Raw genomic sequence first — 15,049 nt, forward strand, 5'->3', positions numbered from 1 at the left:
AGAGATCGTTTCAAAATGATCGGCGTGTCGTTTTGGTTGGGGTTGAGCCATGTTGAGACCCTTTGCGGGTGATTACCGATCTTGTTCCGGACGAGTTGTGGGCGCGTGTCGAGCCGGTGCTGCCGCCAAGGTCGGTTCGCAGGCAACGGTTCCCGGGACGGTTACCAGTGGACGATCGGGCCGCGCTGGCCGGGATCGTGTTCGTGCTCAAGACCGGTATCACCTGGCAGCAGTTACCACGAGAGGTCTTCGGTTGTTCGGGGATCACGTGCTGGCGCAGGCTCCGGGAGTGGACGGACGCGGAGGTGTTCGACATCGTGCACGAAATCCTGCTCGACCACCTGCGCGCACTGGATGTGCTCGAGTTGGAGACTGCAGTGGTAGACGGTTCGCATGTGCGGGCGTTAAAGGGGGCGACGCTGTCGGGGCCGTCTCCGGTTGACCGTGGACGCCCCGGATCGAAGCACCACCTGATCACCGACGGCACCGGCATTCCGCTCGCAGTTACACTGACCGGCGGCAACGTTCACGATAGTACCCAACTGTTCCCACTCATGGATCAGCTTCCGGTCATTCGAGGGAAACGCGGTAACCCATTTACCCGGCCCCGATGGCTGTTCGCCGACCGCGGCTACGATTCCGACCCCCACCGCGCGAGGCTCCGGAACCGAGGAATCATCCCGAAAATCGCGCGCCGCAACACCAAACACGGCTCCGGACTCGGCAAACACCGCTGGGTCGTCGAACGCGGATTCGCCTGGCTACACCAATACAAACGCCTCCGCACCCGCTACGAACGCCGAGCCGACATCCACTACAGCCTCCTCAAACTCGCCTGCGTCCTCATCTGCCACCGAACACTCACGACATCATTTTGAAACCATCTCTCAGTAGTTTCGCGGGAATCATGGCACTGACATAAGCGCAAGCCAGATTCGTCGGACCGGGTTCCCTACAGCCCCACACCGCGAAGACGCGCCGAATGACGGCCGCGACGTCGTGATTTCACCGGGCCGCTCGTGCCGTGGCAAATCCGCAGGCGCTCCAGCTGGCGGTTCGCCACGGCAATCCGGTACCACCCCAATCGGCCAGAACCAATCAACCGAAGGATCCGAACGATGAACACCGCCGCACAGGTCACCGTGGCGATACGGAGCACCGGTGGGCTTGCCATCTACGGCACCTTCGACGCCCGTGACGACGCGGCCCTCACCGGCGAATGGCTGATCGGAAACGGGAACCTGGCGTTCGCGGTTGGACTCCACCGACCCGACGTCGATCCCACTACCGCCCGCGCGATCGTTGATGTCACCGGAGAAGTCATCGAACTACCTGGACGCGTCGCGCTCACACTCACCGACACGGAACCCGTGATTCCCAATCATGGCAAGGCAGTCGTGTCCCTGCTACTCCGGCGACCGGCACGGTGTCTGGCGTTGTTCATCGGACCATTCGCGACCGCCATCCAGGCGCAAGCCTGGATCCAACCATCGACCCCTCGTGTCACCGGGGACGAAGAGGGAACCGCGATCCACATCCACCCGTTACAGCATCCCGGCGTGATCGTCCCAACACAGCGCTCCCGCCCGGTTTCTGGATCCGCTACCCGTGGATACACGCGTGGCACGGACGGGCAGAATGCAACACGATGATCTCCCCCGCATGACCCTCGGCGCACGACGTCGAGTGTCTACACCGGACATTGCGCGAGCAGTGATCGCTACCTACCGTGCCCCGCAATGGACCGCACCGTTACCCGGCTCGCCCGGAGTGCTCCGACACTGCCGACACGACTGCGAGCTACGAATCCGCACCCACGACGGCACAGTATGCTTCGTTACGTTCCATGCCATCCTCGAACCTCGCACGCCACGCCCAACACCAGCGCCGACCGCACGCACCCGCCGCCGACGGGACGGCGCCGGAACCCGCTGGCCTACCACATGGCGCGAACTACGCGCCCGGCTCCGCGCGGCCGGATGCCAGCCCTACAAGCGCGGTAAACACTGGCACGCCGACCTCCCCGACGGGGTCACCTACACCTTCGCCAGCACCGCCTCCGACCATCGCGCCCTACGCAACGCCGCGCACGATCTCGCCGCCCACGGCGTCGACACCCGCCGTCCCAACGGCCGATAGCAGCGTCCGACTGCCCTGACCTGTCCTCACTTGACGCGTGGATCGCTGGTGGTGCCACACCAGGCAACACTCCGGGTGCAAGGGGTCGGTTACCGACGGCCCACGCAGTCAGAACGAGCGACCTTGGTCGAGCGGCCCGGGGCATTTCAGCCCCGGGCTCTCACAGAACCGTGCGTCGACTGAAATCGCAGTCGTTCACCCGATGGTGTAAGCCTAGTCTCCAGTGTCATATGGCCGGGTGATCACAGCGACAGTTTTGTCAGACCCCGCCGCTAGCATGCTCGCTCATGTCAACGCAACAAATCTCTCCGGCACTACGCGGTAATCTTCGCCCGGTTCGTCTCGGCATCGATGTGGGTACCTATGGCACCGGCTATGGCTGGACGATCCTCGACCCAGACGGTGGTGGTAGCGGTCAACGCGAAATCACGAAGAGGCGGAACTGGCCTGGCGCTCCGCAGGACGCGGTCAAGACACTGACTCGCCTGCTGCTGGATACCGAGGGCGAAGTGGTGGCGTTCGGATACGACGCGCAGCAGAAGGGTGAACTGCGCAACGCTGGCGGTAAAGACTCCGGGCTCCGTTTGGTGGAGAGCATCAAGATGCTGCTGGGGCGTACCCCCGACAAGGCCGTGGACACCACGGTCACGATGGGCCAGTACACTGACCTGCCCGAACGCTACCTTGCGTTGTTTCTCAAGCAGGTCTATCGGCTTGCCGTGACCGACATCGCCAGGGCCGGGTACCGCGAAGACCAGATCCAGGTCTGCATCACGGTGCCGGCTGTGTTCAGTGACCATCAGAAGCAACTGGTCCGCGAAGCGGCCTACGCCGCAGGAGTCTCCCAGGATAAAGGCGCCCTGATCCTGGCGCTGGAACCAGAGGCCGCGGCCCAGTACGCCCTCACCTCAGGCGTACGGGTCGGGACAGGCGTCGATGCTGTACCTGTGGACCTCACCGCGCCGGGCACGCGGTTCGTAGTTGTCGACTGTGGCGGAGGTACGATTGACATCACCGCCTACCGGCGCGACACCGACGGCATGACTGAGATCGGCAAGGTGCGCGGCGCATGGCGTGGCAGCGTGTACCTCAACATCGCATTCGAGAACCTAATCCTCAAGCCACGATTCGGAGGAGACAAGGCATACGCCAAATTGCTCGACCGGTGCCCGGCTGCGATCCGCAGCATGCGCGACGCCTGGGAACAAGCGAAACGTCACGTCACCGTCGACCATTCCGACCCCCTTTATCTGCAGATTCCGGCCGAGGTCGCGCATCACCTCAGCCCACGCACCAAGAAGAACCTCAAAGACCAGCAAGGCGGCCAAGCGACCCAGCTCATCGTCACCGCCGACGACATCCACGATGTCTTCGCTCACGTCATCCCACAAATCGTCGAACTGGTCGAGCAGCAACTCGTTTTTTTGATTGACGAGTTCGGTCAGCTAGAACAGCCGGAGAATGTCCTGCTCGTAGGCGGGTTCGCCGAATCGGACTATCTGCGACAAAGCCTCGTCGACCACTTCACCGGAAGGGCGACGATTCTGACCCCACCCGACCCCAGCGGCGCCGTCGTCGCAGGTGCCGTTCGCTTCGCCTGCGAACCAGATACCCGCGCTCGCCGCGTCCGATACTCCTATGGCGCCAGTGTCACCGATGATTTCGACATCTATGCCGGCCACCGCGAGGAGTACAAGATCTTCGTCGACGGTAAGCCTATGTGCCACAACATTTTCGCGTCATACGCGCGGGCCGGCGACATCGTACCAACTACACAGGAAGTGTCTGGGATCCACTTTCCTGTATACGATACTCAAACCGCCATCGACTTCGATGTGTACCGCTCGACATCACGAAACCCGGAATTTGTGACAGACCCGTCGTGTGAGTACATCGGGACCTTGCAGGTCAGCGTGAGAGACGTCGTGAAACTTGACATGGGACGCCGGGGCGTAGAGGTGCGCTTCAGGTTCGGAGAGACTGAGATCGATGTCTGGGCGTACGTCATCGAGACCGGCGAGGCCGTGCACGCGGAGTTCGACTTCGTCAAACTTGAAGCACTCGCGGTGTGACATACCTGCGAGACCTTTGGCGGCAGGACCGTCGCATTTACAGTCGCCTCCTCGGCTGCGCTTTACGTAGTGGCTAGGCTGACACGCCCCCGTGCCGCCAATTACAGGAGGCTGGGGGTGTGTGCACCTTTCCGCAGTACCTGACCAATAAATTGGATGCCTGTCACCTGCATCCGGAAGCTGTCATTCTTGCGCGGAAACTACAAGGGATCCTACTTCGACGGTCGTGAAGCTCCGTAGTAGTCGTCGCCGGGGTGGCGGTATGGGCTGATTTGCACGGGTTGGCGGTAGTCCGGGGCGTTGATCATTTTGCGGTTGCCGAGGTATAGGCCGACGTGGTGGATGTTGGTGTCGTTGCCGTAGTAGACGAGGTCTCCGGGCAGGAGTGGTTGTCCGGGCGGGACCGGGTGTCCGGTGTCGTGTTGGGCGCGCGCGGTGCGGGGGAGGTTGATTCCGGCGGCGTGGTAGGCGGCTTGGGTCAGACCGCTGCAATCGAATCCGGTGTCCCCGTGCTCAGGCCCGTTGCCGCCCCACACGTAGGGCAAGCCTCGTTGGCCGCAGGCGTAGTTGATGGCGGCCATCGCGGCGGGTGTGGGTGCTTGAATGTTGGCGCATGCCCCGGTTCCGGTGGTTGGTGTGCTGGTGCAGCGGGAACCGGACACGGCGGCGACGACGGTGTGGGCGGTTTTTTCGTGTTGTGCGTAGGCGTTCGGTGTTCCGGAGCGTTGCACGGCTTGGGCGGCGTCGTTGACGCTCATGTGCTGCCAGCCGGGTGTTGCCTTCAGGTGGCGGTAGAACTGGGTGGCGGCGTAGGTGGGGGTGGTGATCTGGTTTCGGGTGCCCCATCCCATGGAGGGGCGTTGCTGGAAAAGCCCGAGGCTGTCGCGGTCACCGTATTCGAGGTTGCGTAGCCCGGATTCTTGGATGGCGGTGGCGATCGCGACGACCCAGCCTTTCACGGGGATGTGGAGTTGTTTGCCGACGCCGATGATGAGGGCGGCGTTGTGGAGTTGTTCGGGACCGTAGCCGGGAACGCTGTGCTTCGGTTTGCCATCTGCGGGGGCGGTGTCGGTGGTCGTGCAGGTGAGGCTGCTGGTGGTGCTGGTGTTGGCGATGACGGGAGTGATGGTGGCGACGCTGGCGATGATGACCACGAAGATCGCGGCCACGAGCGCGGCGGCGCCGAGTCCGATTTTGAGGCCCATGGAGGGGTGTCTCCCTCGCTGCTGCTTGAGCGGTCAGGAGCGGGTTCTGGCGAGCCTGTTCGGGCTGGCCGGTGGCGGTATCGGGGTGGGAGCGGGCAGTCGGTAGGGCGAGGCGGTGCGTTCGCTGGTGCCGGCGGGTTCGGGCCCGCCGGGTTCGGTGCTCGCCGGTGGTGCCAGTGCGGGCCAGGAGTAGCGGAGGTCTTCGAGTGCGCACCGTGTCGCGGTGGCCCCGCCACCTCGTCGTGTGGTCAGGGGGAGCCAGACGGGTTGGGCCGGGCTGGGGTGCCGCGAGCGGGGATCGAAGAGTTCGGCGGCGGCGGTGGCCACCGGCACGGCCTCGGGGTGGTCGAGGTCGCGGTGAATGTGGGTCAGGGCGGTGCGCGCGCCGGTTTCTCGACGGGTGGTGGGAAGCCATACTAGGACCGGGGTCGCGATGCGGGTGGTTTCGGCCAGTCGTGCGTAAGCGAGGAGTTTGCGGCCGAGTTTGGTCAGGGATTCGGTGCCGGTGTCGTATTCGAGGAAGAACTCGAGCTCGTGCTCGCCGGTGTGCCAGCGTCCGTAGGCGTCGGGGATGACCAGATCGCCGAAGTGGCGTGCGCAGCGGGTTTCTGACCACCAGACGGTGAGTGCTTCCCGCCTGGCGGCGTGGGTGTTCTGGCGGGCGTGGGCGATCAGGGAGGTGAAGAAGTCGGCTACGCCGACGGTGTGAGTCAGGCGCTGGTTGTGGGCGATGGCCATGGCGCGGTCGTGGCGGTAGCCGAGGTCTTTGACTTCGAGGCCGTGTTCGGCGGCCAGGACCGCGGCACCAGCGGGACCGAGGACGTAGTGCATGGGCGCGGAGCCGAGTTGCTGGAAAGGTTGGAATCGCGACACGGCACGCCAGAGATAGAGCTCGCGCAAGCGTTGACGTGTCGAACGCCCCGACGGGAACGCGGCGTCGCGGATCTGACTGCTGGTCAGCACCCGGTGTTCGTGCAGCAGCGCGAGGATCCACTTGTCGCGCGCGGTCAACCGGGCCGCGAGAACAGCTTGGTAGTCGGCGGAATTCGCCGCCCGGGTGGTGGCGCGACCGGGCAGTGTTTGGCGCATCGTGTGCTGGCGTGTGGTGGTGGTGATCATGAGGTTCTCCATTCACCGGCTCTTCGGCATGCGACAGCGCGCGCCAGTTCGGCGCCGAGTCCTGCGACATCGGCTTGTAGTCGCGTGGGTGTGGTCAGGGACGGGCGCGGCGTGGATCGGTCTTGGGCGCGCGCGGACGAGGCCGGGCGGCGGGTGTGGGTGTGCCGGTGTTCGTTGCTGTGACTGTGTTTGGTTGTTGTGTGCGGCGTTTGTGGCGTAGGGCGGCGCGGATGTCGCGGGCACGCCCGGGAATTGGGTCGGGCAGGGGTGTGGTGGTCATGGTGAACGGTTCGGTTTCTTCGCCGTGCACCACGAGGCGTGTGGCGGTGGTGTAGGCGCCGAGGTGGGCGAGGTCGTGATCGGTCAGGCGTGGGGTGGTGTGGCGGGAGAGTTCGCGGGCGTCTTCGGGGCTGGCGTTGAAGAAGATCTTCGAGCGGGCGTTGGTGGAGATGCCTTCTTTGAGTTCGCGCGGGAGTTGTCCGAGGTGCTGGTGCGCGAGGGTCATGGCGACGCGGAATCCGCGGGCTTCGGCGAGCATGTCCTCGAGGGGGTAGGGGAGGTTGAGGAAGTTGTGGCATTCGTCGATCACCAGGGACGCGTCGGGGCGCAGGCGTTGCGCGATCGCGGCGCGGGCGGTGGTGGCCTGCCAGGTGCGGGCCACCACCAGGGAACCGACCAGGCGGGTGGTTTCCTCGCCGAGGGATCCTTTCGGGATCCGCACGAGGCAGATACCGCCGTTGTCGAGGACGTGGCGCATGTCCACGGTGGAGGTGCCGCCGGCGATGGCTTCCTTGACGAAGGGGCGGAGCAGGAACGCGCGAACTTTGTTCATCAGCGGCGAGATGACCTGGGAGCGGCTGGAGTCGGTAAGTTGGTCGTACCACTCCCAGAACCCGGTCAACACGGGATCGGTGAGCCCGGTGGTGATGCGGGACCGGAACGCTTCGTTGGCCAGGAGTTTCGGAATGTCGGCCAGAGTGGGCACACCCTCTTGCGCGCGCAGGGTCAGACAGGCCGCGCGCATGAGGTCGTCGGTGCGTGGTCCCCAGAACGCGGAGTACACGCGGCGAAACACCGAGACGAGGTTGTCGACCTCGCGGTCGGTTTCCCCGCCCTCGAGGGGATTCAAACAGGGTGGGCGGTGCCGGGAGTCGGCGTCGAAGAGCACCACGCGCTCCGCGGCGGCGCGGGGCAAGCGGTTGAGGATGTCGGTGACCAGGTCGCCTTTGGGGTCGATGAGCACGAGCCCGCGCCCAGCGGCGGCGTCGTCGAGGATCATGTTCCCGAGCAGGGTGGATTTCCCGCTCCCGGTGGCGCCCAGCACGTGCAGGTGATGCCGCGCGTCGGCGACGCGCAGTCCGATCGGGCGGGCGTGGCCGGTGTCGGTCGTCCCGAGGGGTTTGGCCTGGGGGCCGGGGGTGGCCACGCCGGGTGGCGGGGAGACCGCGCGGGCTCCGGCGCGTTCGACACCGGGGATTTCGGCGTCGGTAGGCAGGTGCGCGATCGCGGCCAGCTCCGGTACTGAGAGCAGGTCACCGTGATCGAACCGGCGTGAGGCCAGGGCGTGGGCGGGGTGGCGGAGGTGGCGTCGGGTGTAGTGGTTGTGTTCGGTGAACGCCGCGAAACTCGCGGCCAGGGCGTGCGCGCGGCCGCGGGCGGTGTCGCGGGCCCGGGTCAGCTCACCGGTGGACGCGTTCGCGGCGAGGTCGGTGGCCACGGCATAGCGCACGACGGTTTCGTATTGGGCGCCGCGTTGCTTGGTGACGATGGCCTTGTTCTGGGCTGCGTATTCCAGCGAGGTCTGCGGATCCTCGCTGATCCGCCGCGGATCCCGGGTTCTTCCGCCGCGGGCTGTGTTGGTGCCGGGGGTGAGTACGTCGAGGACCTGCCCAGCGAGGTGGGTCGAGGAACCGTGGTGGACCCGGCGCGCGGCGCGGCGGGCTTTCGCGACGCGCCGCCCGGTCACCGGGCGGGCCAGGATTTGCACGCAGGCGTGTTCGTCGCGGCCGAGCCCGATCGGGGCGCCGAGCAGCGCGCGGATCGGGTCGGCGTCGAACCCGGTCCGGATCGGGAGCGCCTCGCTGCGGGCCAGCCGTAGTTGCCCGCCGACGGTGATCCGTCGCCATTCGTCGGCCAAGCGCGGCAGCGGGGGCTTCGCGGGGGTGGTGCGGGTGTGCGCGCCGGGCCAGGCGGCTTCGACGGCACGCTCGACCAGCGTGGGGGGAATCACCGCGGGGACCCAGAATCCGAGGGTGACTCCGTGTTCGGAGAACACGTACTCGAACCCGAGGTGCGGTTGGCCGGCCAGGAGGCGTTTCCAGGACGGTCGCAGGAGACCGACGAGGTTGGACCACACCGCGGCCCCGCCTGCCGGGTCGACCGCGGGCGGGGCGAGCACGGCCGCATACCGCGCGTCAGCCTGCAATCGCTCTTGTCTGCGGGCTCGCCACCACCGGCGTCCGGCCACATAGCCGGTCAGGACAATCGCGGCCAGCGGAGCGAGGATCGGGCCCCACGTGGTGGCCCAGTCCTGTAACGCGAGCAGCAGGGCGTGGGTCGTGCCGCCAGGGTCACGCAGGTAGTCACCGATCCACCCCTGCCGGACCGTTGAGGTGCCGGTCGACATGCCGACCGTTCCCTTCGTCAGGACCAGAGCGCTGGGAGGGATCTGTTCAGGACTCATCGAGATCGACCTGCTCATCCGCGACGGCGAATTCGCCGTGTGTGGTGGGATTCGTGTTGGTGGGGCCGAGATCGATGTAGGCTTGCGTGAGTCCGGTCTCGGTCGCGGCGGGGTCGTGGTCGGCGAATCCGGCCAGTTCCGCCGGGTCGGTGGTGATCAGGAAGTTCTCTCCTGGTGAGGCCAGCGCCTGGAAGGCCACACGCTGTGTCCCCGAGGACAAGAGTCCTTGGCCGCGGTCCGCGGAGAGCAGGAATTGGCGTTCCCCGGCGGAGAGGTCGAAGGTCTCGGCGATCTCGTCGATCGCCTGGGGTGCTTGGCGTAGCAGTATTTGGGTGGCGGCGTTGGCGATGACGGCCTTGCCCAGTTCGCTACCGAGGACATCGGCGGTGTCCTGGGTGGCCACGGTGAGCCCGGCCCAGTGTTTGCGCGCGGCTTTGGCCATCCGGAACAGAAACCGTGCCCCTTCGGGCTGTTGCATCAACAGCCACGCCTCATCGACCACGACCAGCCGGGGGCGCCGGTGCGCGGGGGTGGACACCCGCCGCCACACGGCATCCAGGGTCAGCAGCGTGCCGATCGCTTTGGACTCGTCGGGCAGATCCCGCAGGGAGAACACCACCAGATGCCCGTCCGGGGTGGTCGTGGTCGGCCCGTCGAACAAATCCGCGAACGTCCCGTCCACGTAGGGATGCAGGCGCGCGGCCAGATCGGCGGCCACCGTGTCCCCGTGGTCGCCGGTGGCGGCGAGCACGTCGCGCAGATCGCGCAACAACGGAGCCGGGCGGGTCCAGGTGCGTGGATCGCTGGTGATCCCGGTTCTGGTGTAGGTGTCGATGATCGCGGTATCCAGTACCGCCCGTTCGGCGGCGGTGACCGGTGCGCCGAACAGGACCGCGAATACCGTGTGCAGGAACAGGACCCGCCGATTCAGCGCGTCATGCGGCGCGGTGCGCCGCCCGCTCGCCGTAACGTGGATGGGCAGGTCGAACGGGTTCAGGCGCACGCCTCCGGCACCGAGGTGTACGTAGGTGCCGCCGACCTGGGCGGCCAGGCGGGCGTATTCGTCTTCGGGGTCGATGATGAACGCCTGCACCCCCTCGGCCGCCCACCCACCACCAGCATCGGAATCATTGGTGCGGATGTGGCGGTAGAGGCTACGCAGGGTTTCGAGTTTGACCAGATACGACTTCCCAGACCCGGAACGCCCGAGGATCACGGAGTTGAAGTTGTCGCACGCGAAGCGGTCCCAGTGCACCAGCCCCGAGGAGCCGACGTTGTAGCCATACAGCACCCCCGCGGGTGCGGTGGCGCTCGGGTCCGTGGGTGGCAGATCCGGGGAGGTGAACGGATACGCCGCCGATACGGCTGCGGTGTCGAAGGTGCGTTTCAACCCCAGCGAATCAAGCCCGAGCGGCAAGGTGGAGACCCAGCCTTGCAGGGCGCGGTAGGTCGCGGGTTTCGCGTCGAGCAGCAGCGAGGCGCACAGCGACCGTAGCGCCGAGACTTCCTCGGCCAGGGTCTTCTCGTCCGGGGCATGCACAGTCAGGTAGAGCCCGAATTTGAACAGGCGCCCCTCACCGCGCGCGATCCGACGGGAGAGCTCGGCGGCGTCTTCGGCGGCGGCATCCAGATCCGGGTCGTCGAGACGATCCTCGCGGGCGTTGTGCCGACGCGAGGATTCCAGTTTCGCGCGCTGTTTCCGTAGACCGCTGGCCGCGGTCGCCGGATCCACCGGTGCCACGTGCACCGACACATCCAAACGGGCCGGGTAGGTCAACAGCGGTGCGAGCCAGCCGGGATACACCTCCTGTGGATAGCCGGTCACCCCGAACGAGGCGACCCATTCGTTGCCGACTTCCAGATGCCGGGTCCCGACCGCGAGCGAGTCCGGGGTGAACGCTCCCGCCGCATACGCGGAACGACTACGCGCCATGTCACTCACCTGCTCTCGAAACTGCTGTCGTCGTCGATTGCTTGCTGGGGACGGGTATGGGGTTTTTGGTCGGCGAGTTCGTCGTCGTAGTCCCAGTCGTCCTCATCCGAAAGCCACGGACCCGCCTGCGATCGCGGGGCAGATACGGTGTTGCGGGGCGTGTGGGGAGTCGCCCCGTGCTGGCGGGGTGAGTGAGCCGGGTCGGTGCCCGTTGCCCGAACACCCCCGCCGCCTGTGCTCGGCGACAACGGCTGTGTCGGGTCGGTGGGTTCGTCGCTGCCGTAGAGGTCGGTGAAGCTGGTGGTGCTGGTGACTACGTCGTCGGCGGCGGCCAGCCCCGCCGACGGGGGCAGAAAGGTGTCGGGGTTGCACGCGGTGGCCAGCACCCCGGTCGCGGCCGAGGCATCCAGGGCGGTGACCACGATCCCGGCCGGAGACAGGAGTTCGACGGCCTCCCCGAGGCGACGGAGGAGTCGTTGTTCGGCGGCCTGGCGCGCGTGCCCCTCGATCTCCTCGTCGCTGTGCTGGCGGCGACGTCGTTGCAACACGGCGGCCAGGCTGAAACCGTGCTGCCCGGTCATCCCGTCGCTGGGGCGCAGGTTTTCGCGCAGGACCAGCAGTACCTGCCGGCGCAGCAGATCGGTCTGAGCGGCGAGGTCGGCGAGGTAGTCGGCGTGATCGCGGGCGGCGGCTTCCAGCGCCGGGTGCGGCAGCCCACCGGCCCGGGCCCGGAGTTCGGCGATTTGTGGGGCCAGATCGAGGCGTTCGGCGCGGACCAGGATCTGCACCGGGGCGGTCAAACTGTGCAGGTAGCGGGCGAACGCGGCGACCAGTGCTTCCTGCTCGCCGGGGGTGCGCAGCGAAAAGTTCACCGTGGAGCACACGGCGATGACCGCGAGCCCATCCGCGCCGAGATCGACCACACCGGTGTGCGTGCTGGTGTCCTCGATCCCGGTCGCGGGCAACTCCAACGGCACCGGCGCCACCCCCTGGCTCACAGCTCGGTGGCCGCGCTGAATGGAGCCTTCGGCGGTCAGCCAGGACGGGGCGGGGCGCACCCCTTCTGGGGCGGCGACCCGATGCGCGGGGGCCAGGCGTTGGCGGATCGCGGCGAGTAGGAGCTTGTCCAACGGCAGTCCGTCACGCTGCCCGAGGGCCACGACAGTGGCCGCGATCCCGACCGGGATCGCCACGATCAGAAACACCGCCAGCGGCAGGAAAGGGCGGGTCGCGAGGTAGAACAGGTAGAGCACGACACCGGCGCTACCGAGGATCAGGAGTTGACGGGCGGTCAGCGGTCCCAGGACACGATCGGGGCGATCGACATCGGCGGGAATTCTCACGGGCGTGGTCACGGGTATCCCTCACTTCTTCCGGTTCCGGCGCGTGGGCAGATCCAGCGGCAGCGCCAACTGGCTCCCGGTCCGTTTCGCCGGACTCTGGGACGGTGGGCTCTGGGGTGGTGGGGTCGGTTTGGGTTGGCGCTTGACACCGAGGGGCAGCGGGTATTGGCCCGAGGCCAGCGGGCGGTTACCGCTGTAGGGATCCGGGGTGCGTTTGCGGGGTGCCCGGGCGGCGCGGCTGATCTGTCCGGACGGTGTGATCAGGCCCGGCCCGGTCTGCCGTGGCGACGGCGGTGGGGTTGGGGTGGCGAGCTCATCGGCCAGACTCGTCTGGGAGGGGCGTGGGGCCGCTGGGCGCAGCTGGATCGGCAGCATGCCGGTTTCGGGTGCGATCAACGCGTTCGGCATGCGCGCGGGTGGGCGCGCGTTGCGGTTGACCCGCCCATCCGGAGTCAACAAACCCTGTTGCGCGACCGGCTCGGCCCCACGCCGGTCGCGTGCGGCGAGGTCGTCGGCCAGGGACCTCCGCCCGACCCGGTCGGGGTCACGTCGCACCGGAAACGGGAGCCCCAGCTGATCGCGCGGCAATGCGTTCGGCAGGTCCCGCAGCGGCAGCGCGCGCGGGTTCGCGTCGACACGAGTCTTGTCTCCACTCCCGTGCGGGGTGAACAACGACAACTGCCCGGGCCCAGGACGGCGATCCGGCTGCACAGGAGAAGTCCGGTCGCTGAGGCGTTCCCCGCGCCGGAGGGGATGGCGGGTGCGGCGTAGCCGCATCGGGAACATGAACTGGTCCGCCCGGGTCGCTGGTGGATCCGCCGGCACACCGCCGTCGCGACCGCCACGATCGGACTGGACGGGTCGGCGCTTACGGGGTTTCGCTTTGCCCCGGGACTTGCCGCCGAGCAGCCCCATGGCTTTGTAGGCGATCGCGCCGCGCACCAGCGATCCCAGCATCGACCGGCCGCCTCCGCGCAGTGGTTGCAGGCACCAGAACGGGATCTTGATCAGCACCCAGATCAGCGCCAGACACAGCAGCAGATGCACCAGCCCACCACTGGATTGCCCGAACAACGGGACACCGCCGGGAGCGAAAAACAGGCGCAAGGCGGTCACCAGCGCCAGCGACTGTCCCAGCTGAATGGCCAGCACCCCACCGAAGGCTTTCCACCACATGCGTGCGATGCCCTCGGTGTGCGGGAGAGCGTGCCACATCAACACGATCGGGGCGGCGGCGATCAACAGGATCGTCACCATGACCCGCACGATGAACGTGACCAACAGGATCACGATCATGACCACCAACGCCAGCGCGATGAACACCAGCCACCAACTGCCGTTCGTAACCGCGTTGAGAATCATCAAGGCCATGGCCGCCGCGGCGGTGTGCGGATCGACCCCGCTCCCGGTGACCGCCAGCGCCAGCGCGTTGGCCATCTGGATGGCCTTCGTCGCCACGAACAGCGACAGCGCCCCGGCCAGAAACCCGACCGCGATACGCGGGCCGATCTCCTTGACGGTGTAGCGGGCCTGCATGGTTTCGAAGCTCATGATCAGGATCCCGGCGACGAGCACGATGATCCCGTACACCGCGACCAGAATGTGCCACATCTGCGTCCACATCTGGCCCAGAGCCGGCAACGAACCAGGTTCCGGTGTGGTCAACAGTGTCTGTCCGAGCAGACCCAGCAGCGGGTTGAGCGCGCCGATCACGAACGCCATGAACCAGCCGTTGACGCCCTGCCCGACACAGGCGGCCACGTTGGTGATCCCGCACTCGGTGCCGCGCGGATCGAACGACGAATCCGGCCCCCGACGGGTGTGGTCGGGCGGTGACGGGTCGAACGAGGGCGGATGCGGAATACAGTCCGGCCCGGCACACGGCGCAGGCGCGTCCGGCGCAGGTGGAGTCGCCGGTGGCGCCGAGGAAGACGGCGAAGGCGGTGGCGGTGTCTGGGGTGTGGCCGACGCGGACAGCGCGGACCCCATGGTCAAGGCCAGCAACGCGCCCGGCACCGCCAGACACACAGCGAGACGGCACCAGCGACATGCGAAAAGACCACGGGAGTGTGGGCGGGCGTGTGTGAGGGGCATGGTTCACACCCCGCCCACGATGTTCTTGAGGATCTCGACCACCAGCGGTGCCAGGGCGGCCAGACCGAAACCGATACCGGCGGCTTTGAACGCGCCCTTGGCTTTTTCGATCTCGCCGGGCTCCCCGGAAGCCATCAGATACCGCAGGCCCCCGATCGTGAGGAACACGACCGCAACCCCGGCGAGGATGCCCATGATCCAGTTGCGGATATTGCCCAGCACATCGTCGACCGACCGGGCGAGCGCGAACACCTGGACCGTCTCGGCATGCGCCGACACGCTCAACAACAACCCGAGCGCGACCAGCTCAAGCACCAGCCAAGCACGATGCTGGCGTCGTTTTTCGAATCGCCGTGTTCCCGATTCGGGTGTGCGGTGGTCGCGGTCGGGTGTGGTGCTCGAGCACGCAGCCACTCGGTTGGTGGTGCGCCGAACGCGGCTGCGAGCCAGGCGAGCAGGGC

10 protein-coding genes are annotated in these 15,049 nt (G+C 66.8%); 3 read left to right on the forward strand and 7 right to left on the reverse strand.

Annotated elements, in window-relative coordinates; translation table 11 throughout:
• The first annotated feature begins 68 nt into the window (after window positions 1–68).
• From A37U_RS0123680 to A37U_RS0123690, 3 genes are all read left to right on the forward strand, one after another.
• Window positions 69–878 carry an IS5 family transposase gene (locus A37U_RS0123680; RefSeq protein WP_026197533.1) on the forward strand — a complete coding sequence of 270 codons (810 nt, stop codon included), beginning with the start codon at window positions 69–71 and terminating at the stop codon, window positions 876–878.
• 240 nt (window positions 879–1,118) lie between these two features.
• Complete coding sequence (locus tag A37U_RS0123685) at window positions 1,119–1,652, forward strand: hypothetical protein (protein ID WP_020499155.1); 534 nt, start codon at window positions 1,119–1,121, stop codon at window positions 1,650–1,652.
• A 774-nt stretch (window positions 1,653–2,426) separates the two neighbouring features.
• Window positions 2,427–4,211, forward strand: coding sequence for an Hsp70 family protein (locus A37U_RS0123690; RefSeq protein WP_157182997.1), 1,785 nt, complete (start codon window positions 2,427–2,429; stop codon window positions 4,209–4,211).
• Window positions 4,212–4,423: 212 nt separating this feature from the next.
• On the opposite strand, the gene A37U_RS0123695 is transcribed toward A37U_RS0123690, so the two are convergent.
• The 7 genes from A37U_RS0123695 to A37U_RS54990 form a co-directional block, all read right to left on the reverse strand.
• Window positions 4,424–5,416, reverse strand: coding sequence for a C40 family peptidase (locus tag A37U_RS0123695; protein ID WP_020499157.1), 993 nt, complete (start codon window positions 5,414–5,416; stop codon window positions 4,424–4,426).
• 33 nt (window positions 5,417–5,449) lie between these two features.
• Complete coding sequence (locus A37U_RS0123700) at window positions 5,450–6,535, reverse strand: replication-relaxation family protein (protein ID WP_040588641.1); 1,086 nt, start codon at window positions 6,533–6,535, stop codon at window positions 5,450–5,452.
• Window positions 6,536–6,629: 94 nt separating this feature from the next.
• Window positions 6,630–9,161, reverse strand: a complete 2,532-nt coding sequence (locus A37U_RS0123705; protein WP_020499159.1) for a DUF8128 domain-containing protein — start codon at window positions 9,159–9,161, stop codon at window positions 6,630–6,632.
• Window positions 9,162–9,207: 46 nt separating this feature from the next.
• Complete coding sequence (locus tag A37U_RS0123710; RefSeq protein WP_020499160.1) at window positions 9,208–11,151, reverse strand: VirB4 family type IV secretion system protein; 1,944 nt, start codon at window positions 11,149–11,151, stop codon at window positions 9,208–9,210.
• Window positions 11,152–11,156: 5 nt separating this feature from the next.
• On the reverse strand, window positions 11,157–12,506 hold the full coding sequence (locus A37U_RS0123715; protein WP_157182998.1) for a PrgI family protein: 1,350 nt from the start codon (window positions 12,504–12,506) through the stop codon (window positions 11,157–11,159).
• A 9-nt stretch (window positions 12,507–12,515) separates the two neighbouring features.
• Window positions 12,516–14,255, reverse strand: a complete 1,740-nt coding sequence (locus A37U_RS0123720) for an ABC transporter permease (RefSeq protein ID WP_020499162.1) — start codon at window positions 14,253–14,255, stop codon at window positions 12,516–12,518.
• Between the two features lie 336 nt (window positions 14,256–14,591).
• Window positions 14,592–14,903 carry a pilin gene (locus A37U_RS54990; protein WP_020499163.1) on the reverse strand — a complete coding sequence of 104 codons (312 nt, stop codon included), beginning with the start codon at window positions 14,901–14,903 and terminating at the stop codon, window positions 14,592–14,594.
• Window positions 14,904–15,049 lie beyond the last annotated feature (146 nt).

It is taken from the genome of Sciscionella marina DSM 45152 (assembly GCF_000379465.1).
GTDB lineage: Bacteria > Actinomycetota > Actinomycetes > Mycobacteriales > Pseudonocardiaceae > Sciscionella > Sciscionella marina.

What these genes read in the sequence shown, in the direction of transcription:
- A37U_RS0123685 (WP_020499155.1), top strand. Translation starts at nt 1,119, where the DNA reads ATGAACACCGCCGCACAGGTCACCGTGGCGATACGGAGCACCGGTGGG.
- A37U_RS0123690 (WP_157182997.1), top strand. Translation starts at nt 2,427, where the DNA reads ATGTCAACGCAACAAATCTCTCCGGCACTACGCGGTAATCTTCGCCCG.
- A37U_RS0123695 (WP_020499157.1), bottom strand. Translation starts at nt 5,416, where the DNA reads ATGGGCCTCAAAATCGGACTCGGCGCCGCCGCGCTCGTGGCCGCGATC.
- A37U_RS0123700 (WP_040588641.1), bottom strand. Translation starts at nt 6,535, where the DNA reads ATGATCACCACCACCACACGCCAGCACACGATGCGCCAAACACTGCCC.
- A37U_RS0123705 (WP_020499159.1), bottom strand. Translation starts at nt 9,161, where the DNA reads ATGTCGACCGGCACCTCAACGGTCCGGCAGGGGTGGATCGGTGACTAC.
- A37U_RS0123710 (WP_020499160.1), bottom strand. Translation starts at nt 11,151, where the DNA reads ATGGCGCGTAGTCGTTCCGCGTATGCGGCGGGAGCGTTCACCCCGGAC.